We start from the raw sequence: 21217 nt of genomic DNA, 5'->3' as shown, positions 1-21217 counted from the left end.
GAGTATTAGGTTCCGGGGAGCGACCGGCCATCACTCGACCACCGTGTCCATGGCGATCGAACTGATCTGCACGACAATGAATCCGACGATCACCACCGCAACGAACGCAACCGGAGACTTCCGATGCCACAACTCGAGAACAGGCTCAGGCAGTCTTTCGGTTGAGTCCTTCATGGCTTCTCCAGAATCGATCCTGAGCCGGGCCGTCCGCTCATTCCCGGCGCTCACGTCGCTGCCAACAGCGCGGTGAGCAACTGCCCCTGCACCGATTGCACCCATGCGGCATTCGCATCGCCGCCTCCACTCCCATCCCAACCGAGGGAATTGATCTGCACGAGGAACCCATCGTCGATGACGAACGCGACATCCCGAGCCTCCGAATCGATCGGGCAACGAATCGATCCCGCCGGTCCGTCGTAGATTGCGGCCGGCACCGAGGAATCGGAGAATTCGGCCTCCGCATCGATGAACTCGCAGAAACTGTATCCATGCAGATATTGTTCGGATTCATCGAGCGCTTCAACGCCCCACGGCCACGGGGTGACGCTGAGCTCCGCCGCTTGGCCGTATAGCCCTGCGGGAACTTCTCGGACCTCATCGAAGGACCACCATGATTCAACGGTCCAGGTCACCGAGCAGTGCAATTCGACAGCGTCGATCGAGGACCACCAGTCGGTCCCGCTTCGTACGGCCCCCGACTGCGTATAGGTCAGCCCGCCGCTTTCCACGATCCCGATGTTCACCGATTCCAGCGCCGCACACCATCCGGCGCTGTTCGCGGGCAGCTGGCGTGCGAACGGCGTTTCTCCTCGGGCCTGTTCCAGGAGCTGCGTGTCGACAGCACCTTCTGGATCGAGCTGCGATGCGAAGACGGTCGCCGTCCGGTATTCGAGGAAGTTCAGATCGTTGATCGGCAGCGCGCGCTGTTCCTCGATGGAGGCGGCTCCCTCAGGCGACCTGATCCCGATCTCGATGTCGATCTGCTCGCCGAACCTGGCGAGCATCACTTTTGAGTCGATCGATCCCGTCGTCCCGAACGTCGGAAGCGTGTCTCTGACGACGCACGAGCCGCCCGCACCTGGTAGGTACCGCGAATCACCGGTGGATCCGTTGTCGAAGAGCGCGCATTCGCCACTCGACCATGGGTTGCCGAGTGCCCTGTAGGGGCCGAAGGAGGTGTCAAAATCCTGTAGGGACACCTCGATCAGGTATCGCCACACTCCGCCCTCCGACGCCTCCCCGGCAGTGAAGCTGACGTGGCAGGAACGCCCCGACCCGACTACAGCAGCTTCGATGTCGATGCCGGCGATCACCTCCGACAGACCCTCAGCGCAATCGAACGCTCCAGGGGCGGTGGAGAACAACGGTGAAGTGGCACGCATGTCGACGCGGGAGTTGCGCCACTCGAACGCACCCACCGCCAAGAGCACCACCACCGCGCAGAGCACCCCGACCAGGTAAGCCCGGCGGCGCCTACGCGCCCGCGAAGTCGCAGTGGCCAGACCACTCCGGCCGCCGAGACCGTCGGCCGAGTCGGGTCCGATTTCGGGTTCGCTGATGTTGGCAGAATGGGCAGGGATCATCCGTGTCTCCACTGTTCACGGCCGAGCAGTTTCCTGACATGCGGAGACTGCCCCGCCGACTACAGTCGGTTCGTGGTCAGGCGTAGGGGTTGTTCTCGTCCAGGAAAACGCCGGTGCCCCAGACGTCGTCGTCTTCGGTGAGCCAGGTTCCCGTGTCGGCGTCTTCGCCGTCACCGGTGCCGCCGGCACCCGCGCCGCGGCCGCCCATCATGCCGCCGCCGGCGCCGCCGGCCTTGCCGCCCGCTCCGGTGGCGTTGCCGAACAGGCCCGCGCCTTTGCCGAGGCCGCCCGCACCACCGCGACCGCCGCCGACACCGCCGGTCATGCCGCCCGCGCCCGATCCTGCACCGCCGACCGCCGGGCCGAAGAGCCCCGAGCCGGGGCCGAGACCTGAACCGCCACCGCCGGGACCCAAGCCGCCGCCGGGGCCGAGGCCCGTACCGGGCAGCGTGCCCGCGCCGATAGCTGAGGCCAGACCACCGGAGGCGTCGTCATCAGTTCCGCCCGTGGACTCCCAAGGGTTGAGCCCGGTGGACCCGCTGCCGCCCGTGCCGCCGGTGTGGAGGTTCCCGCCGGGACCGAAGCTGGTGGTCGTGGGCGGAGGGTTGAGGCCGGAGCTGCCGGAACTGGTCAGCGAACCGTTGTAGTCGGCGCCGCCGGGCGGGGTGTACCCCGAGCCGGAGAGGTCCCCGGCCGAGTCACGGAACGTGGTGTCCTGTGAGGGCACGGTCGTCGGAACGAACTCTGAAGCGGCGGTCTCAGCGTCCTGCCAGCGGGCGGTGACGGAGTCATTCTGCTCGGCGGCGCGCATCTCGTAACTGGCGGAGCTGTCATCATAGTCCCGCGCGGCGCGCTCGTTGGCGTCCTCCTGCGCGAGGCGCTCCGCCTCGACCCGGAGAGCTGACTCCTGCTCCGGAGTCAGCTTCGTGGCCTCAGACTTTTCGGCCGTGCTCATCCCGGTGGTATCGATCGTTGCGATCTGCTCAGCCTTGAGCCGAGCCATGTGGACTTCGGTCTGGTCGACGACGTACTGGTTGAGCTCGTCGGTGTACTCCCCGTCGAACCCGCCGTAGGTCATCGCCTCCTCGGGACCCTGGTCTCCGTTCCAGGAGCAGCCGTCGGTGATCTCGCAGTCCCCGCTCTTGAACGGCGCCCGCATATGGACCTTGGTATCGGTGAACAGGGTCTTCTTGTTCTGGACCCAGTACTGCGGTGCGGGATAGGGCAACTCGCCGGACCCGCCGCCTTGGAGGTTGTAGATCTCGTCGCTCTTCTGATTGAGCAGACCGACCAGACCGGTAGCGTCAGTTCCGATATCCGATGCGATCTGCTCGCAGTTGGCGAAAACGGCTTCCATCTGCTCGGCGAACGCATCGAAGTCGTTGCCCTGCCAGCCGTTCGACAGCTCGATCAGCTTCGAGCGCAGGATCGGTTCGACGGCAGATCCCTCGCTCATCGAGAATTCTCGATTGAACCCCACCCACTTCTCGGCAATGGCGCTGAGCGCGTATTTGTCCGGGTTGGCGGGCCTGATCTGGCCGACCAGGTTCTGGACTTCCTCCTGGCTGGGGGCGGCGGTGCCGGTGGCAACGCACTTTAGGTATGCGACCTGCCCGGTCACCGGGATGGCCGAGACCAGCTTGACCCAGGCGTCCTCGGCCGGATTATGGGTGTTCTGACAGTTGCTGTTCCCGCACGGCTGATTGCCAAGATACGCGCCGTCAGCGGTCGCCTGCTGACCGTCGATCGCATCCTGACCCACAAGGTCAGCGTTGCCGGAATAATCCTCGGTCTGGAATTCGATGTTGTCGCCCATGACTACTGAACCTCCGCAATCCGGTCGTTAATGGTCTGGTTCACATCAGGCAGATAGGTGTCAACGAACCATTGATTCCGCTCTTCCGGAGTGAAGGGGAGAAACGCTTCGCCGTTGGCGTCCAGCCCGAAGTCCTCTGAGTGGTACAGGTCGATGTGAAAGACCCATTGCCCGTCGCGAGCGATCACCTGCACATAGGGCTGGTCGACATCGCCGGTCCAGGAGACCATGGTTCCCTCATCCCAGGGATCGGAGAACTCCACGGTTTTCGCGTCGTCCCATTGGGCCGACACCGACTCTGCAAGCGAGACTCGATCCCGGTAGGTCGCTGACGCCTGCTCCTCGTTCTCGGTCGGGACGATCTTGACCTTGATCTCGCCGTTCATCCCGAAGCCCTGCAAGCTGCCGAGGTAGATGAGGTCGTTGCAGCCGATGGCTTCGGGATCCCAGGCGTTGCCGATCTTCGCGGTGCTCGGCTCGCCGCCTGTCCCGGTATTGGAACCGTAGCCCTCGATGCCCATGTAGTCGGTGATGGGCTGGAGGTTGTCGAGGACTTCGCATGCGTCCCAAGTGGTCATCGCGTCGTAGACGGCATTGTCGCCGCCGTTGCCGCCGTCGGTGTCATCGCCTGAGGCGTCGTCGCCGAGCAGGCCGCAGCCGCTCAAGAGGAGTGCGGCGGCGCCGGTCGCGGCGAGCGTCTTGAAGAAGGTGCGCTTCATCTGGTTCGGGGTCCTAGTCATTGTCGACGTCGGATTGGCTGGAGGCGAACTCGGTGATGTTCAACTCCTCGGCGTCGGTGTGGACGCCGAGCGATTCGTTGATCGTCACGATCGCGCCGTACAGATCCGCGCGCAGTTTCTGAAGGTTGTTCCAGGTTTCCTCGTGCGCCGCCGCGTAAGCCCGGCGCGCCGCCTGTGACGAGTCGAGAAGTCCGAACCCGGGCTCGACACCGAGTTCGTTGCCGGTGCGGAGCAGGTCGATCTTCTCGGTCACGAAATTGAGCCGCTCCACGATCTGATCGCGGTACGCCTCAAGGTAGGCAGGGTCGAGAATGCGCTGGGCCATTAGGGGGTCCTCCGGTGCACGAATCAGGCTAATCGCGGTGATTCTCATCGTAGCGGAGTGTTACCACTCGCTCGGTACACCTCAATGCCGCAGGTCGAACGGGGGAAGTTCGAACAGAACTGGACGTTTTCGTACGCGACGGCGTGTCGCACTTGACCGGCCACATACCGTGTGCCAATCTCGTGACACGTGCAGTGCGCGTGATTCATGTGCAAATCGAATATGGCCGGTGGGCCGCCCTCTCGTCGCTAAACAGATTGGCGGCCCACCTCCTACACCAGAGAGGCGAACCTCCCATGGTCGAGTCCACCCTACGCGAAAACAGGGGTGCCGCAACTCATCAACTCGCGGCCGTCCGCAATCAGGCCCGCATGATGATGCTGATCCAACCCCCGTTCTACCGTCACGATTCGCTCGGTCCCGGTGCGCCGCTGCGCGAGATCACCGGTCTGAGTGAACAGGCCGGCTTCTACGACTGGGCCGGGCGCCGCCTGTTCCACGCCGACGGCGAGCCGGACACGATGTGCCCCGGCGCCTACCGCTACCAGCACAACCCCGACTGCTGCGACCTCGAGGCGGCCGACTCCGATCCGCGCTCCCCGCGCTACGAGCCGATGCACCTGCGCCACAAGCCGGGAGACACCTGGATCATCGACGTGAACCGGCCCCACGACCCGTACGACCCCGGCCCGTACGGCTCCCACGGCTGGTACCAGGACCGGCGTACCGGCCGCCACCGCCGCGACGAACTGCCCGACCCGCTCCCGGCCGAAGGCTGGGTGCCGCCGGAGGGAGCCTGGTTCCCGGGGACTTCCGATTGGCCCGAACCGGCTGCGCCGCAGTCGGATCGGACGGAGCGGATCAGCTGGCACGGCGGGTCCGGCTCGGAGGACGGTTCGCGGCATCGGAACGACGACCGTCCCCCGCCCCGAGGTGGCGTCGGACTCGCACGTCCGTCCCCTGAGGACGACCGCCCCTCCCCCGAGCCGCGCGGCTCCCGGCAGCGGTCGCCGTGGGGTCGCCGGGACGCTGAAGCGCCACGGCCCGAGGGAAATCGGGACCGCGGCTGCAGGAGGGCCCCTGAGGACCGGGGCGAGGAACATGATCGGACCGGCTCTGCTCGAACAGTTGCAAGCCGGGACGAGCACCGGTTCTCGAAGATGCGCGAGGAGGCCTTCGACCGGTTCATGGTCGAGTCGGCTGCGCTGCGCGCCGCGCACTTCCAGCCCGAGTCGCCGTACCTGCGCGAGCGCGCGGTCTGGGCGCTGCGTTGGTTTCTGTGGGTTCTCGCCTGCGGTCTCGCCCCCATGCCCGGCCCGCTGACGGTCCGGTCCAGCCGTCCGGAACCGCAGTCGCCGCAACGGATCCCGACGCAGCCCGGCCCCACCACGCTTACACGGAACGGCCTGCCGGACCGGACGCACAGCCCCGGTACCGCGATCGCAGCCGCGTTCGACGGCGCCCGCGCCGCACGCGCGGTCATCAGCGCTCGAAGCACCCAGTCCAGCGGCGAACTCGCCGATGCCGTTCGCAGCAGTGCCGTCGACAACGGTCCGACCCATTGGCGCACCCGGCCGAACCGGAGCCGCCCCGGGCAGAATCGCCGGCGCCAGACGGCTCGGCCCGGTTCGTACATGGCCGCTTGGGAACAGGCCTTCGACACCGACGGCGCCTGCGTGTTCGGCGGTGCCGCGTGATCCCCGAGCGCTACACCACCCGCCGCATCCGCGCCCGCTACCTGCGTGCGATGCAGGCGATTCCGCTGCCGGTACGTCGAAGCGAGACTGCCGAGGCGGCGCTGCCCTTCGATCTGGCCGGGCTGCCGATACTCGCCACCGAGACGATCGACGGTCGCCCGGTGCGATTCTCACTGGTTGTCGGTCAGTCGCGGTTCCGGTTGACCTTCAAGGAGATCGATCCGAGCCTGATCGGGCACGTCATCGCCCTCGACTCGCCGAGCCCGCGCATGGTGGTCTCGGAGCCGCTCCACACCGAATGGGCACTGGCGAACGAGCGGGCCCTCACCGCAAGAGCCGCCCGAGCTTGGGAGGAGAGCACCAAGCACTGCGAGCGCTGACCGAGACGATGCGAGGTGTTGGGCCGCCGGGCGATGCCCGGCGGCCCAACACATGTGAGCACAGACCGCACCTGTTCAGCGTTGCTCAACCACGGCCCCAACGGAACCGAAGATGACCTCAACGCCGCTAGCCGTCCCAGTCGTCCAAGTCGGGGCGAGGGCTGCGGTTCTCGAATACATCGTTCTCGGCCGTGACGCCGCCGAGCGGTTCGGGGATGACGAAGTCGCCCTCGGCGATCAGGACGCACCCTCCCGCGTTGACCTCGAACCTCGGCGTCGGGCGGAGGAAGAACCGGGAGACGATTCCTGGTCCCTCAGTCCTCACCGCCCAAAGTGAACCATCGCCCGCCAGCTCCACCTCGACCTCGTACCCTTTCGCCTCCCAGACGGCTCGAATCTCACTCGCCAGCGACTCGACGGCCGAGGCGTTCTCGGCGAACGATTCGGGAAGCCGGTAGGTCAGGTTGACGATGTCCGCGCCCTCGGCGACCTGGTCCTCGTTCATGCCGTACAGGCAGCTCTTCAACAGCACATGCCGTTGCTCGAAACCCGGAAAGCCGTCCAGCTCGGCGATGGTCGCGGCGACGAACGCCTCCTCCGCGGAGAGGGCCTCGACATCGGTCATGTCCTCGTTCACGTCGGGGCTGGAGCAACCCGTCAAGGCCAGCGCGAACGCTACGGCGAGAGTGCCGAGTCTGCGGCGCTTGTGGGTCAACGTCATGTGGAGTTTCCGGGGCCGTTGTCGGTGAAGTGGTCGTTTTCTGGTGGGACGTCGCCTACCGGTTCGGGGATCGTGAACGGTTCGTCGTCGGCCGCGACGGACTCGGCGATGAACGCCTCCATCTTGGCCAGCGCCTCGGTGTCGGTGAGGTTCTCGTTGATGTTCGGGCGGGAGCAGTCGGTCAAGGCGAGTGCTCCGGCCAGCATTGCGGCGAGGGCCGGTCGCTTACGCCGCCAAGGGTTTGCGGAAGGGCCCATCACTGTTCGGTCGGGATGCCGTCGGGGAAGTAGGTGCTCACCAGGTCGTGCTCGCCGCCGGGTTCGATGTCGCCGATCGGCGGGACGTACTCGACCTCGCTCGGATCGCTCACCGGCACACAGCCCGACTGCACCCGCAGCACGACGTATCCCGCGACCCAGTACCAGAGGTCGATGCCGTCCTCGCGCTCGGCGACCAGGCTGTAGTCGGTGCGATCCTCCAGCTCGGTGGCCTCGTCCCTGCCGATCCGGTAGCCGAGCCCGGTCCAGTGGTCGCGCAACGCGTCCACGTAGTCCTCGCGGACGAGCGCGCTCTCTGAGTCCTCCAAGTCGAAGCGGTACTCGATCTCGATGGCCGTGTAGGACTCGTCGTCCACGCCGTTGTGGCTGCACGGCGACTCGGACCAGAGCCGTCGTTCGAACCCGGGGAAGTCCGGCAGCGCCGCTGCCGCCTCGGCCGCGGCGGCTTCCATCGGGGCGTAGGCCTCTGCCTGCGTGTAAGCCGACTCGGGCGGCCCGCCTGCGGTTCCCGGGACCAGACCGCAACCGCTCAGAGCCACTGCGAGAAGGATCGCCGCGGCTAGTAGACGGGCCCTTGCGGTCACAACGAGTCCTCGTAGGAGTCGGGCGATTCGAAGGGGGCGACGGCTTCCTGCTCGGGGATGCCTTCGGGGAAGTACTTGCCGACCTTGTCGTATTTGCTGCCGGGTCTGATCCCACCGGATGGCGGAACGTACTCGATGTCGGCGGGATCGCTGATCGGCACGGCACCGGACTGAATCCGCAGCACGGTGTACCCGGCGACCCAGTACCAGAGGCCTATGCCGTCTTCACGCCGCGCGTAGAGGTTGTGGTCGAGCCTGTCCGGCACGTGCACTGGTTCGTCGCGGAGGATCTGGTATCCGAGCCCGGACCAGAACTCGCGGAGCACCTCCACATACGTCTGCCGCACGAGCGGCGTCCCGGAGTCCGGCAGCGTGAACCGGTACTCGATCTCGACCTCGACGTAATTGGGGTCGATGACGCCGTTGTGGCTGCACGGCAGCTCCGACCAGAGCCGCCATTCGAACCCCGGGAAGTCCGGCAGCGCCGCGACGGCCTCGGCGGCGGCTGCCTCCATCGGGGCATAGGCCTCTGCCTGCGTGTAGGTGGATGGAGGCGGGATGTCCATGGCGTCCTTCGTGGTCGTTGTGGCGAGGAGGTTCGAGCCGCTTGCCCGGGCCTCCGTTCTCACTGAACGATCGCCGCTGCGGCGACACGTCACTGCGGCCGGTTCCCGGTGGCGATGTAGGCGATCGAATCACGGCCCACCTGGTTGGTGTCCTGCCAGTACGTGCTGTGGTTGTTGTCGTTCCAAGCGCCGGTGTCGCTGTGGAAGGTGTTGCCGCCGAAGTCGTCGTCGATCGGATTGTTGCCGTGGAGGAACTCCGGGGTCAGCTGGATCGGGTCGAGCGAGTTCGTGGTGGCCCAGACGTTCTGCTCGTCGACGCCGAGGGCGCTGGCCGTGTCGGTGCCGACGCCCGGGGAGGCGACGAAGACGAGGTTGTCGGCATCGACGCCCCGCTGGGTGGCCGCGTGGCCGATCACGGTGGTGCCGTAGGAGTGTCCGGTCAAGGTGTGGTTGGCGCCCTCTTGCCCGGTGGCGGTGAGGCCCCTGGTGAAGTTCTCCAGGTCCTCGGCCGCGCCGTCGGCCCAGCGCTTCTGCATGGCCTCGGGGAAGATGGTGTCCGGTGCGTCGTAGCCGAGCCACATGACCGTCGCGTTGGCGTCTCCGGGCGCGGCGTTCTGCGCGTCCAGACTCATCGTGTCGGCGCGGTTGATCGAGCCTCCGATGCCCGCCAGCGCCGTGGTGGTTCCCGGGACCAGCGTGTTGACATGGTCGGCGGTGTCGGGGTTGCCCACGGCGACGATCGCCTGCCCGCTGCCTTCGGTGTCGAAGCCGAGCAGGTAGTGCTGCTCCCCGGCTTTGTCGGACATGGCGGGGTTGCCGTCTTCGTCCGTGATGATGGCCTGGAGTTCGCTGAGGTCCTTGCGGTCGCCCTTGAGGTTGTCGAGGTCCTGCTTGACGCGTTCGTACGCGTCGGACTCGGGGTCCAGGCCCGCCAGGGTTCGTTCCTTGGCGGCGATCTGGTCGTCGAGGCTGTCGATGCGGTTGTCGAGGAGCGTTCTGTTGGCGGTGTCGCGGGCCTCGGTCGGGATGCCGTCGACGGGGCCGACCCATTCGGGGTGCTCGGCGATGAGCGCCTCGCGCTCGGCGTCGCTCAGGCCCTCCCACCACTGGTTGACCTGCTCGGGCGACATCCCGGAGGTGCCGTCGGCGATCGCCCGGGCCTCGTCGGCGACCTCGGAGGACAGCGCGTCCTTGTAGTCGTCGATGAGGTCGTCGTAGGTCGCGCCGAGGTGCGGGGGCAGGCCGGAGGGGTTCTCGCGCATCTCCTTGAGCGCCGCGGCGGCGTCGTCGTCGGCGTCGTGGGCGCGGGCCATCACCGCCCGCAGCCAGTCCTGGTACTGCCCGGCCAGGCCGATCGCGGTGCCGTAGAGGTCGACGCTGCTGAACAGGGACTTGAGGGTGTCCCAGTCCCAGAACCCGTCGGGCTTTTTGATGCCGACCATGTCGCACAGCCACTGCGGCGGGTTCAGGGTCAGGATCGCCTGGTGGAGGCCGCCCGAGAGGTTCACGTCGTATTCGCTCTGGGGCCCTTCGATGTCGAAGTCGTGCGACTCGATGAGCGGGACGAGTTCCTTGAGCTCGCCCTGCTCGGCCTCGAAGGCGTCGGCCGCCTCGTGGAGCGAGGTGGCGATGCGGGTGGTCGCGTAGTCGGAGAGGTCGTCCTCGAAGCGGTCGGCGGTGAGGCCGATCTGCTCGCGCACCTGCGTGGCGGTGTCGGACTCGTAGTTCTCGACGCCGAGGTGGCCCTCGATCACGTCGGTGCGCAGCCGCGCGGTGTGGTCGAGCATCCCGTCGACGTAGGTCTTCCAGGAGTCGCCGAGGGCGCGCACGGCCCCGCAGTCGAGGTCGCGGAGCTGCTGCCAGGTCATCTCGCTCATCGCGGCTACCAGTCCGGCCGGGAGGAGGCGCCCGCGTTGGGGCGGTCGGGGTAGAGCTCCCCGGCGAGGGACGCGAAGGTCCCGGAGTTGTAGTCGTCCACTTCGACCGCTTCCTGCGCGCACGCGGCGAGGTACTCGCCGGTGTTGCCCACGAGGCCGCAGAAGCCGCCCGCCCGCTGGACCCTCCACCACTCGCCGGCGGCTTCGAGGGCCGGGCCGAGGGCGGTGCCCGCGGCGGTCAGGGGCCCGGAGGCGGCGGCGTTGGCGTCGGCGACCGCGGCGGTGGCCCGGTCGACCTCGGCTTCGATCTCGAAGAGGATCTCCACGGATTTGTGGACCTCGTCGGGGTCCATGGCGAAGACGTCAGCGCCGGCCATGTCGGACCTCGTTCTCAGGTGGGGACGCCGGAGCGTGCGGGGCTGCCACTCAGGAACTCCTCTGGGGCGATGGGAGAAAGGAGATTTTTCCCACTATACCGAGCGCCTACCACCAAGGCCGCGTACGGGACCGCCACGGAGCGTCACGCCAGCGGCGGGCCGTCTCAGGCCTGGATGCGGGCGAGGAGGCGCTTGGAGAGGGCGCCGAGTTCGCGCATCTCCTCGCGGTCGAGTTCGTCGAAGATCAACTGCCGCACCAGTTTGACGTGGCCGGGGGCGGCGGTGGCGAGGCGCTCGCGGCCGCCGTCGGTGAGGGTCGCGAGGGTGGAGCGGCCGTCGCTGGGGCAGGCGTAGCGCTCGATGAGCCCTTCGCCCTCAAGGCGTCTGGCCACGTGGGAGAGGCGCGAGAGCGAGCCGTGGCAGACGAAGGCGAGGTCGCTCATGCGCATGGTCTGCTCCTCGGCGTGCTCGAGCGCGGCGAGGACGACGTACTCGAAGTAGTTGAGGTCGGCGTCGCCGCGCAGCTGCCCGTCGAGGGCACTGGGGAGGCGCATGACCACGCCGATGAGGGCGAGCCAGGATTCCATCTCCGCATCGTCGAGCCAGTGCGCCGCTTCACTCATGCATCAAGCTTAACTTCACTACTTGATCGATCAACGAACACGAGTAGTATTTATTGAACCTTCAAGAACTCGGAGTGGTCATGTCTCCCCGTCCAGGCGCCGCGTTCGACGCCTTCCTCGAAACCACCGCATCCCGCACGGCCGAGCGCCGCGACTGGACCCCCGCGGACGGCCCGCTGCCCGCGCTCTACCTCAGCCACGGCGCCCCGCCGCTGTTCGACGAGGCCGAGTGGATGGACCGGCTCTTCGCATGGGCCCAGAGCCTGCCGCGGCCCAAGGGCGTGCTCATCGTCTCGGCCCACTGGGAGGCCGCGCCGCTCATGATCTCGAGCCCCGCGGCGGCCACGCCGCTGGTCTACGACTTCGGCGGTTTCGCCCAGCGCTACTTCACGATGCGCTACGAGACCCCGGACGCGACCGCGATGGCCGACCGGGTGGCCGCGGCGATGCCCGATACCGAACCGCTGCACCGGCATTCGAGCCGCGGGCTCGACCACGGCGCGTGGGTGCCGCTCAAGGTCATGTACCCGGACGCGGACCTGCCGGTGCTCCAGCTGTCGATCCCGAGCCACGACCCCGACCGGCTCATGGCGATCGGGCGCCGGCTCCGGCCGCTGCGCGAGGAGGGCTACCTGGTGATCGGCTCGGGCTTCATGACGCACGGCCTGCCGTACCTCGACTTCCAGCGTCCCGAGCAGGTCCCGGGCTGGTCGGCCGACTTCGACCTGTGGGCCGCGGAGGCCTTGGGGCGCGGGGACATCGAGGAGCTGGCGCGCTACCGCTCGCAGGCCCCGGGGATGCCGTACGCGCACCCGACGGTCGACCACTACATCCCGCTGTTCGTCACCTACGGCGCGGCGAGCGACCAGGAGCAGGTCGCCAAGACCGTCATCGACGGGTACTGGCTGGGGTTGTCGAAGCGCTCGTTCCAGTTGGACTGAGTTTCGGCGCTGCTGCGCAGTGCCGCTGAGACCGCGGGCCGGTGATCGTCATGTCGAAGGTCCGCAGCGTCGTCCGCGCCGTCCACGGGGGGCGGCGCGGGCGGCGCGCCTATTTGAAGCCGCGGTGCATGGCCACGGCGCCGCCGGCGAGGTTGCGCCAGGCGACCTTCCGGTAGCCGGCCTTGACGATGCGGTCGGCGAACCCGGCCTGGTCGGGCCAGGCCATGGTCGAGTCGGCCAGGTAGCGGTAGGCCTCGGGGTCGGAGGCCACGCGCGCGGCGACCTTCGGCAGCACGTGCTTGACGAAGACCCCGTGGGCCTTGCGGTAGGGCTTCCAGACCGGCCGCGAGACCTCGCACAGGACCATGCGCCCGCCGGGGGCGAGCACGCGGAGGATCTCGGCCAGGCACGCGTCGAGGTCGACCACGTTGCGCACGAAGAAGGAACCGGTCACCGCGTTGAAGGTGCCGTCGCCGAAGGGCAGGTGCAGCGCGTCGGCGTTCACCAGCGGGACCTGTCGGTCCTTGTGCGCCTTGAGCATCCCGAGGGAGAAGTCCACGCCGATGACGTCGGCGCCGGACTTGGCGAGTTCGGCGGTGGAGACGCCGGTGCCCGCGCCCAGGTCGAGGCAGCGCTCGCCGGGCTGGAGGCTCAGGGCCTCGCGCACCGCCTTGCGCCAGCGCTTGTCCTGCCCGGCGACCATGACGGTGTTGGTGCGGTCGTAGCCCGGCGCGACCCGGTCGAACATCGCCGCGATGCGGCCGGGTTCCTTACGCGGGGTGTTCGCTTCGTTCGCCTCGATCACTCCGACAGCCTTGCACACGCCGCGATGAAAATCCGCCGGAGCCCTGTCGGTGTGGGCCCCGGCGGATCAAGGGGTTATATCGGGCACGCGCAGGATCACGCGTAGCGAGCGGCTCTGAGGGAGCAGGGAAGGGCCGCGCGCTCGCCCGGAGGAGAGGCTGTGTGGGGGGTCGAGGAGGACGACGGGATCGACTGCGGCGCAACGGAGCTCTCGGCGGTGAACTCGATCGCCTGGGCCACCTGCGCCTCCTCGTCGTCAGTTGGGACGAGCGCCGTCGGTCCGCGGCCCGGCTGGGATGACGCTGAGAGATCCCCCGAGTGCGGCGTGCGCTACAGCACCACCCTGACGCATGGAAGCTGTGATGTCGATCTATGAAACCGAACCGTTATCGCGCGTAACCCATCCGATAACTAGGAGGTGGGGGTTGTCACAGGGTGCGGCCGGGTCGTCACGAAGGCCGGATAGTCGCAGGTTCCGGCGGGTTTGGCACGGGGCGTCCCGGGTGTGCACTGCGGACTCGGCGCGCGGCGGCGGGGCGCGCGGTGCGCGCCCCGCCTTCTCCAGGGGATACACGGAGCGGCGCGGCCGCTCCCGTGAATCAGGTATGAAGGCCCGCTGAACGGGCCCTGTCGAGCATCGCGGAACCGGGGCCCGATCGGCAAGGACCGAGACCGAAGCGTTACCTAGTGCTCGATGAGTTCGCCCTTGAGCACGGTGGCCTTGCAGTTGCCCGCCGCGCCGTTGACGAGGGCGGTGTACGGGTCGCCCTCGGTGTCGACGGCGAAGAGGGCGAGGTCGGCGCGGGCGCCGACCTCGATAGCGCCGATGTCCTCGCGGCCGAGGGCCTTGGCCCCGCCTTCGGTGGCGGCGCGCACGAGCCATTCGTTGAGGCCCTCGCCGCCGTCGCCTTGGGCGAGCGCGAGTTTGCGCAGCACCGGCAGTTCGGCGGCGACGTCGAGGTCGGGGCTGGAGGCGCGCGAGTCGGTGCCGACGGCCACGATGTTGCCTTCGGCGCGCAGCGCGGCGACGGGCGCCTCGCCGGCTTCGAGGCGGGCGTTGGAGCGGGCGCACAGCGCGACCGCCGAGCCCTTGGCGCGCAGCAGTTCGCGGTCGGCCTTGTCGAGGTGGACGCCGTGGGCGACGTGGGCGTCGGCGCCGAGCCAGCCGACCTTGTCCATCTGGGTGGCCGGGGAGTGCCCGGCGCCGCCGTCGGCGAGTTCGAGGGCGAGCCCGGCGCGGCGGTTCATGAACGCGAACGGCCCGGAGCCGCGGCGCACGAACATGTCCTCGTGGGTGGTCTCGGCCAGGTGCGGGTGGATGCGGATGTCGAGGGTGCGGGCGAGTTCGGCGAGGCTCTTGCCGACGTTGGTGCCGAGCGTGTAGAGCGTGTGGGGGCTGATGCCGACGGCGATGTCGGAGTTGTTGATCGCGCGGCTCTCGGTGACGACCTCCCGCCAGGAGTTGCGGCGCACCTCCCAGGCGGTCTCGTCGATGAAGCAGGCCTCCCAGTAGGCGACGCCGGCGAGGTCGGAGGCGAAGAGCGGCTCGAATCCGGCTTCGGGGGTGACGATGTCGGCCACGGCGGTGACGCCGGCGGCGATCGACTCGTCGATGCCGGTCTGCACCGAGTCCTTCCAGATCTCGTCGGCGGTCGCGGGGTTGCGGCGCGCGAACTCCTGGATCCACTCGAAGAACTCCTTCTCATTGCCGTACATGTCGGCGAAGGAGGTGTAGCAGAGGTGGGTGTGGGCGTTGACGAGTCCGGGGGTGAGGACGCCGTCGAGGGCGGTCGCGCCGTCGGCCTCGGGGGCGTCGGCGGCGGGGCCGACGTAGGCGATGCGCCCGTCGTCGACCCCTACCGCGCCCTCGCGGATCGGCTCGCCCGCGATCGGAACCACGACGGGGGCGGTGTAAACGTGCATGTCCCTGAGCTTACTCAGGGTTCGTTTCGGTTCCTTCGAGCGCCGCGTAACCGGGGCGGACGACCTCTTCGAGGAGGCGGCGGCGCTCGGGCAGGTGCAGGAAGGAGGCGCGGACGGCGTTCTCGGTGCAGCGCTCGACCTCCGCCCAGCCCCAGCCGAACGTCTCGGAGAGCAGTTGGAACTCCCGGGAGGTATCGGTGCGGCTCATCAGGCGGTTGTCGTTGTTGACCGTGACGCGGAAGCCCAGGTCGTAGAGGGCCTTGATCGGGTGCGTCTCGATCGATTCGGCCCCTTCGGTCTGGAGGTTGGAGGAGGGGGCGATCTCGAGGGCGATGCGCCGGTCGCGGATGTAGTGGGCGAGGTTGGAGAGCTTCGCCTCGTCGCCGGTGAGGTCGATGTCCTTGATGAGCTGGACGCCGTGGCCGATCCGGTTCGCGCCGCAGACGGCGACGGCGCCCCAGATGGACTCGGGGCCGCAGGACTCCCCGGCGTGGATGGTGAACGGCATCGACTCGCGGCGCAGGTAGTCGAAGGCCTCGATGTGGCGTTCGGCGGGGTTGCCGATCTCGCCGCCGGCGATGTCGAAGCCGACGACGCCCTTGTCGCGGTAGGCGACCGCGAGCTTGGCGATCTCCAGGGTCCGGTCGGCGTGGCGCATCCCGCACAGGAGGGTGCGGACCTTGATCGGGTGCCCGGCCTTCTCGGCGAGGCGCTCGCCCTCCTCGAAGCCGGCGAGGGTGGCCTCGACGACCCCTTCGAGGCTGAGGCCGCCGAGGAGCTGCTGCTCGGGGGCGTAGCGGACCTCGGCGTAGACCACGCCGTCGGCGGCGAGGTCCTGGGCGGCCTCGGCGGCGATCCGGTAGCAGTGGTCGGCCTGCTGGGAGACGGCGATGGTGTGCGCGAAGGTCTCCAGGTACCGCTCCAGGGTGCCGGAGTCGGCGGCCTCGAAGAACCAGTCGGCGAGCGCGTCGGGCTCGGTGGCGGGCAGCGTGTGGCCGATCTCGTCGGCGATCTCGATGAGCGTCTGCGGGCGCAGGCCGCCGTCGAGGTGCTCGTGGAGCACGACCTTCGGGGCCGCGCGGAGCTGTTCGTGCGAAAGAGCCTTCGGATTCATCCCATGAATATAGTCAGGCGGTTTCGCGGGTGCGCCTCACAGCCGGGCCCGTCCCTACAGGCGGACCTCGTCCCAGTGGACGGGGCGCTCCTCGGCGAAGACCACGGCCCATTCCAGGGCCCAGCGCCGGTGCCACACGAGGTTGTCGTCCACGCCGCGCGGCGGGGCCTGGCCGGCCTTGCGGGCCTGGTCGCAGAGCCAGTCGAGGCAGTAGTAGAGGTCGAGCATCTCGGCGACGACCCCGGCGTCGCGGGTCGGGGTGAGCTGGCGGTCGCGCCAGGCCCCGAAGGACTCCGGGCGGCGCAGGTCCGGGAGCAGCTCGGGCAGCTCCTCGGTGCAGGGCACCCCGGGGTCGAGGTGGTCGACCAGCCCCAGGAGCCAGGAGACGGTGTAGAGGCTTTCGAGCTGGTCGGCGTAGCGGGCGCGCTCCCCTCGGCCGCAGGCGATGAAGCCCCATTCGTCCGGGGTGAGGTGGTCGAGCACGTGCGCGTCCAGGAGCCAGCGCATCGCGAGCTCCTCGGGCATGTCGAAGACGCGGGCCTGGACGATGTTGAGGATGGCGGCGCGGGCCTCGACGTGGCCGCGGGCGCGCAGGCGCGGGAGCTTGCCGGAGGGGAAGGGCAGGGGGAACTGCGCGGGGGGCGCTGGGATGCCGAGGGCACTGAGTCCGTCCACTGTACGCAGTCGGACGCTCCGGGGGTCTGAGATCACCGTCGGCATATGGCTCCCTACCACTTGGGGTTCACCTGTGGGGGCGAGTGCGCATTCACTCGGAAGAGTATTTAGTGAAGCACTGTAGCGTCCGACACAGCTCCGAGTCAACGCGGGCCGCGGAAATACTTCGGTCCGAACATGCGTGTTACGCAGGTGTTTCGCCGCCGCCCGAGTGTGTCGCAAGTGTCCGGAGCACCCAATTGACCCGACTTGTGACCAGTCCCATGCCCCCGTGCCGCCGGTTCCGTTTCGGGGCGTGTCCGGTCGCGGACGGTCCGGTCGGGACGGCCGGGTCCCGGGGTCGCGAAAGGCCCCGGGGCACCGCCCCGGGGCCGAGTGCTCGCGGTCGGCTAGTCGGTGCAGACGACGCCGTTGACGCGGTTGAACTGGTCGGTCAGCTCGTAGTAGACGCCGGCGCACTCGGCGACGGCGGTCTCGACGTCGGGGGCCGCCCAGTCGGCGGTGTCGAAGGCGACCGTGTGGGTCACGGTGGTGTCGGCCAGGGCCGCCTCGCAGGGCAGGGTGTACCAGGCGGTGTCGGCGCTGGAGATGCACTCGCCGGCCTCGGGGACGGCCGGGGTCTTCTCGTCGGCGTCGGGCTTGTCGAGGGCCTCGACGCAGAAGAGGTAGTCGACCTCGCCGGTGCCCTGGTCGTAGATCATGTTCCACTCGGTCCAGGGCTTGCCGGGCAGGAACGCGCCGATCTCCTCGCCGCAGACGTCGAAGATCTGCTGGTCGTCGGTGATGGTGCCGCCGGCGGTGGTGATGCCGGGGTCGGCGACGATCTCGGTGATCGACCAGAAGGCGTCCTCGCCGCCGCAGTCGATCGCGAAGGTGTCCTGGTCGGTCCCGAGGATCTCGAACGGCAGGCAGTCGCCCGCGGAGGCGTCGGCGGCGGCGTCGAACTGCTCCTCGCTGACGTCGTTGCCGTCGGTGGAGTCGTCGGTCGAGCCGCTGAGGAGGCTGCAACCGGTGAGGGCGACGGCGCCGGCGAGGCCCGCGGCGCTGACGGCGAGGAGGCGGCGGAGGGGACCGGAGGTCTCGGAGTTCACGTTGATGTGCTGCTTTCTGTGCGGCACCGCTCATCGGATCGGACGGTGCACCTGAGTACAGCGGCGACCATATGGGGAAGGTTCAACTACTGAGACGGCGGACGCGGTGACCGAAACCGCATTCGGGCCGTTGAGCTGGGGTTTCGCGGGGTCCGGGAAATCGGGGTCCAGGCCGCATGGTGAAGATCACCGGCGCCCGAGGTCGGCGAGGAGGGCGACGGCGGCGCGGGAGGGGTCGTCGGCGTAGGACGAGGGGAAGGCGTCGGCGAGGCGCCATCCGGCTTGGCGCAGGGCGCGGTGGCGGGCCAGGTGCGCTTCGGGCCCTTCGGGGTGGACCCCGCAGATGACGCCGGCGGCTTCCTCGCCGTCGCCGAGGACGAGGTCGACGCTCCAGTGCCCGACGGGGTAGTCCAGGCGCACGGTCGCCTCGCTCCCGGCCAGCGCCGCCGCGACCGCGCCGGCCCAGGTCCCGGCGTCGCCGCCGCCTTCGGGGGAGCGCGGCGGGCGGTCGGCGTAGGCGAGGAAGTCGCCGACGAGACCTGAGGGTTCGCCGAGGGCGGTGACGAGGTGCAGGTGCTCGCGGGCGCGGGTGACCATGACGTTGAACAGGTTCGGTCCGGCCAGGAACCGCCGGCGTCCGGCGGGGTCGCCGTCGGCGGCGCCGAGGGCCGCGATGACGGTCGGGGCCTCGCTGCCTTGGAAGGCGTGGACGGTGCCCGAGCGGATGCGCCGCTCGCGGAGGGTGCCGAGGTCGAAGCGGCGCACGATGGCCGCCTCGATCGCCTCGGCCTGGGCGCGGAAGGGCGACAGGACGGCAAGGCCCCGCTCGCCGCGTTCGACGAGTTCGGCGAGGAGGTCGACGGCGCGGTCGACCTCGGCGGGGATGAGGCCCGCCGCGTCGGCGCGCTTCGCGTCCACGCGGTGGACGGTGATCGCGTCGGCGTCGTGGTTGCGCGGGTGGGTGGTGACGGGCGCGACGCGGCCGCCGTAGAAGCGGGCCGCGGAGAAGCCGATGAGGTGGGGCACGCCGCGGTGGTGCTCGGTGAGCTCGACGGCGGGCCCGGCGCCGCGGGCGAGGTCGTAGGCGCTGACGCGGCCGGTGTCGAGCTGGGTCTCGCGTTCGCGCAGGCCGTGCCGGTCGAGGACCTCGTGGAGGCGGTCGTCGGCGGCGAAGGACACGAACCGCAGCTGCCGGGGGTCGCCGGCGACGACGGCGCGGCGGGCGCGGGCGAGGACGGGGGCGGCGCGGAGCTGGTTGATGTGGCTGGCCTCGTCGAGGATCACGAGGTCGAACAGTCCCGCGAGCGGCGGGAGGACCGCTTCGGCGTCGGCGACGGTGCCGATCCACAGCGGTGCGGCCTCGAAGAGGTCGGCGGGGTCGACGGCCGCGAGCGCGCGGCCGCGGTCGGATCGCCCGCCGGTGCGCAGGGCGAGTTCGAGCGAGGCGAGGGCCCGGCGGGCGCCGCGGCGGCCCGCTCCGGCGGCGCGGGTGCGCAGGGCGGTGCCGACCGCTTGGGCCGCTTCGTGGTCGGCCGCTTCGAGGGCGCGCCACATCGGGGCGAGGTCGAGGCCGCCGGAGGCGGCGAGCGAGGCGGCGGCCTGGAGGTCGCGGGCGACCTCGACGGCTCGGCGCAGCGCCCCTGGGGTGCCTTCGGCGCCGGTCGCGGCGGTGAGGCGGGCGCGGGCGCGGCGTCTGCGCCACTGCCGCCACGGGCCGCCGCCTTCGGTTTCGGCTCGGGCGGCGAGGGCTTCGACGGCGTCGAGGTCGGCGTCGCGGAGCAGCGGGAAGTCGTCGAGGAGGAACACCGGGGCGTCCTGGGCCCGCAGGCGACGGCGCTCCAGGTCGAGCCCGGCGGTGATCGCGGCTTCGACGCGGGCCCGGTGGGCCTCGGCGTCGTCGGCTGCGCGCGCGTCCCGCTCGGCAGCGGCACGGGCCCCGGACTTCACCTCGCCGAGGTCGGGTCCGCCGCGGTGCTCGGTGTCGCCGAACAGGACCGGGGCCGGGCCGGGATGGCGGGAGAGGAGGGAGCCGAGGACGTCGGCGGCGTGGACCGACTGCGTCGCGATGAGCACCGACTGCCCGGCGGCCACGGCGTCGAGGGCGATCGCGGCGAGCGTGTGGGACTTGCCGCAGCCGGGGGCGCCGGTCACGACGGTGACCGCGTGGCGGCGGGCGAGGCGCACCGCGGCGGCCTGCTCGCGGCTCAACGGCAGCGGGCAGCGCGGCGGCTCGGTCGACTCGGGCCCGGGTTCGGGACCGGCGAGGTAGGCCGCCGCCAGGGCGGTGGCCTCGAGTCCGGGGCGGGCGGCCCAGTCCTTGAGGCTGCGGGCGATCGGGGCGGCCTCGGGCTCCTCGGCGACGTAGACGACGGGCCGGGCGAGCACGATGGCGCGTTTGGGTTCGGGCGCACGGGAGCCGTCCAGTCGCGTCACGACCTCGGCGACGGGGAACCCGGCGGCGCGGGCGGCGTCGAGGAGCCAGGAGAAGTCCTCAGCGGGCTCGGTGGGCTCGAACGCGGCGGCGAGCTTCGCGGCGTGGTCGGTGGCCTCCAGCGCCGGGTGCACGGCGAGGTCCCCGGCGGGGACCACGGTGAATCCGGACCGGCCGCGCGCGGGTTCGAGGCGGATCGGGCGGGTCGCGAGCGGCACCGTGACGCGCTTCTTCTTGCCGTCGACCTCCATGCGGCCCATGACGACGGCGAAGCCCTGCCGCAGGGATCGCTCGTCGCGGTGGAGCTCGTCGTGCGCGGCGAGCGCTTCGGCCCCGGCGACCGACGCGAAGTCACCGCCCCAGGCGGCCTTCGCCCCGATGCGGCCCCATGCGGCCTGCTTCGCGACCGGGGCGAGATCGGCGAGGGCGGCCAGGATGCGGGCGGCGGTCATGGCGGAAGTGTACGGCCGCACGCACACCTGGACGAGCACGCTGGCGCGGCGGCAGGGCCTCGAAACGGTGACGCGGACCGGGGAGGGACCTCGCGCATCGGGGCGGGAACGAGTGATGCCCGGCCGGGGACCGGGCAAGAGAGCCGCTGACAGGATTCGAACCCGCAACCTACGCATTACAAGTGCGTTGCTCTACCGTTAAAGCTACAGCGGCCGATC

General features: G+C 69.5%; 21 protein-coding genes and 1 tRNA gene. 3 read left to right on the top strand and 19 right to left on the bottom strand.

Features of this window, described 5'->3' with window-relative positions; genetic code table 11:
• Positions 1-30 precede the first annotated feature (30 nt).
• The 5 genes from IF12_RS25375 to IF12_RS0101625 form a co-directional block, all read right to left on the bottom strand.
• Positions 31-174, bottom strand: a complete 144-nt coding sequence (locus tag IF12_RS25375) for a hypothetical protein (RefSeq protein WP_156036790.1) — start codon at positions 172-174, stop codon at positions 31-33.
• A gap of 50 nt (positions 175-224) precedes the next feature.
• Complete coding sequence (locus IF12_RS0101640) at positions 225-1583, bottom strand: hypothetical protein (protein ID WP_030144524.1); 1359 nt, start codon at positions 1581-1583, stop codon at positions 225-227.
• A gap of 76 nt (positions 1584-1659) precedes the next feature.
• Positions 1660-3399 carry a hypothetical protein gene (locus IF12_RS23650; RefSeq protein ID WP_051703834.1) on the bottom strand — a complete coding sequence of 580 codons (1740 nt, stop codon included), beginning with the start codon at positions 3397-3399 and terminating at the stop codon, positions 1660-1662.
• Between the two features lie 2 nt (positions 3400-3401).
• Complete coding sequence (locus IF12_RS0101630) at positions 3402-4118, bottom strand: hypothetical protein (RefSeq protein WP_030144522.1); 717 nt, start codon at positions 4116-4118, stop codon at positions 3402-3404.
• A gap of 13 nt (positions 4119-4131) precedes the next feature.
• Complete coding sequence (locus tag IF12_RS0101625) at positions 4132-4464, bottom strand: hypothetical protein (RefSeq protein WP_030144521.1); 333 nt, start codon at positions 4462-4464, stop codon at positions 4132-4134.
• A gap of 371 nt (positions 4465-4835) precedes the next feature.
• Here IF12_RS0101625 and IF12_RS0101620 point away from each other — a divergent pair, with 371 nt between their 5' ends.
• Together IF12_RS0101620 and IF12_RS0101615 are read left to right on the top strand one after the other, a co-directional pair.
• A complete protein-coding gene (locus tag IF12_RS0101620; protein WP_133884142.1) occupies positions 4836-6161 on the top strand; it encodes a hypothetical protein in 1326 nt (441 codons plus the stop codon).
• On the top strand, positions 6158-6541 hold the full coding sequence (locus IF12_RS0101615; RefSeq protein WP_030144519.1) for a hypothetical protein: 384 nt from the start codon (positions 6158-6160) through the stop codon (positions 6539-6541). Before IF12_RS0101620 ends, IF12_RS0101615 begins: the two co-directional genes overlap by 4 nt.
• Positions 6542-6668: 127 nt before the next feature.
• On the opposite strand, the gene IF12_RS0101610 is transcribed toward IF12_RS0101615, so the two are convergent.
• From IF12_RS0101610 to IF12_RS0101580, 7 genes are all read right to left on the bottom strand, one after another.
• Positions 6669-7262 carry a hypothetical protein gene (locus IF12_RS0101610; protein ID WP_133884141.1) on the bottom strand — a complete coding sequence of 198 codons (594 nt, stop codon included), beginning with the start codon at positions 7260-7262 and terminating at the stop codon, positions 6669-6671.
• Positions 7259-7468, bottom strand: coding sequence for a hypothetical protein (locus tag IF12_RS0101605; protein WP_030144517.1), 210 nt, complete (start codon positions 7466-7468; stop codon positions 7259-7261). The genes IF12_RS0101610 and IF12_RS0101605 overlap by 4 nt, the downstream gene beginning before the upstream one ends.
• A 50-nt stretch (positions 7469-7518) precedes the next feature.
• Positions 7519-8079, bottom strand: a complete 561-nt coding sequence (locus IF12_RS0101600; RefSeq protein ID WP_133884140.1) for a hypothetical protein — start codon at positions 8077-8079, stop codon at positions 7519-7521.
• A 41-nt stretch (positions 8080-8120) separates the two neighbouring features.
• On the bottom strand, positions 8121-8753 hold the full coding sequence (locus tag IF12_RS0101595; protein ID WP_133884139.1) for a hypothetical protein: 633 nt from the start codon (positions 8751-8753) through the stop codon (positions 8121-8123).
• A gap of 26 nt (positions 8754-8779) precedes the next feature.
• Positions 8780-10567, bottom strand: coding sequence for an alpha/beta hydrolase (locus IF12_RS23645; RefSeq protein ID WP_081912906.1), 1788 nt, complete (start codon positions 10565-10567; stop codon positions 8780-8782).
• A gap of 5 nt (positions 10568-10572) precedes the next feature.
• Entirely contained in the window at positions 10573-10944 is a 372-nt protein-coding gene (locus IF12_RS0101585; RefSeq protein ID WP_030144513.1) for a hypothetical protein, read from the bottom strand.
• Positions 10945-11108: 164 nt separating this feature from the next.
• Positions 11109-11567 (bottom strand): MarR family winged helix-turn-helix transcriptional regulator, encoded by a 459-nt coding sequence (locus tag IF12_RS0101580; RefSeq protein ID WP_030144512.1) that lies wholly within the window; start codon positions 11565-11567, stop codon positions 11109-11111.
• An 80-nt stretch (positions 11568-11647) separates the two neighbouring features.
• Here IF12_RS0101580 and IF12_RS0101575 point away from each other — a divergent pair, with 80 nt between their 5' ends.
• A complete protein-coding gene (locus tag IF12_RS0101575; RefSeq protein ID WP_030144511.1) occupies positions 11648-12508 on the top strand; it encodes a dioxygenase in 861 nt (286 codons plus the stop codon).
• 109 nt (positions 12509-12617) lie between these two features.
• Here the strand turns inward: IF12_RS0101575 and IF12_RS0101570 are convergent, their stop codons facing one another.
• The 7 genes from IF12_RS0101570 to IF12_RS0101535 all read right to left on the bottom strand — a co-directional run bounded on the left by IF12_RS0101570 (position 12618) and on the right by IF12_RS0101535 (position 21212).
• Positions 12618-13313, bottom strand: a complete 696-nt coding sequence (locus IF12_RS0101570; RefSeq protein WP_231492280.1) for a class I SAM-dependent methyltransferase — start codon at positions 13311-13313, stop codon at positions 12618-12620.
• Between the two features lie 683 nt (positions 13314-13996).
• Positions 13997-15235, bottom strand: a complete 1239-nt coding sequence (locus IF12_RS0101560; RefSeq protein WP_030144508.1) for an amidohydrolase family protein — start codon at positions 15233-15235, stop codon at positions 13997-13999.
• Positions 15236-15245: 10 nt separating this feature from the next.
• Positions 15246-16349 carry an adenosine deaminase gene (locus IF12_RS0101555; RefSeq protein ID WP_030144507.1) on the bottom strand — a complete coding sequence of 368 codons (1104 nt, stop codon included), beginning with the start codon at positions 16347-16349 and terminating at the stop codon, positions 15246-15248.
• Positions 16350-16403: 54 nt separating this feature from the next.
• Entirely contained in the window at positions 16404-17024 is a 621-nt protein-coding gene (locus IF12_RS25370; RefSeq protein ID WP_051703832.1) for a DUF4272 domain-containing protein, read from the bottom strand.
• A gap of 389 nt (positions 17025-17413) precedes the next feature.
• Positions 17414-18142, bottom strand: a complete 729-nt coding sequence (locus IF12_RS25365) for a hypothetical protein (RefSeq protein WP_030144505.1) — start codon at positions 18140-18142, stop codon at positions 17414-17416.
• A 159-nt stretch (positions 18143-18301) separates the two neighbouring features.
• Entirely contained in the window at positions 18302-20998 is a 2697-nt protein-coding gene (locus tag IF12_RS0101540; RefSeq protein WP_030144504.1) for a DEAD/DEAH box helicase, read from the bottom strand.
• Positions 20999-21139: 141 nt separating this feature from the next.
• Positions 21140-21212: transfer RNA gene (locus tag IF12_RS0101535), tRNA-Thr, on the bottom strand.
• Between the last annotated feature and the right edge of the window lie 5 nt (positions 21213-21217).

This window comes from Glycomyces sp. NRRL B-16210 (assembly GCF_000719515.1).
Lineage (GTDB): Bacteria > Actinomycetota > Actinomycetes > Mycobacteriales > Micromonosporaceae > Glycomyces.
This window is presented reverse-complemented; position numbering and strand designations above follow the sequence as displayed.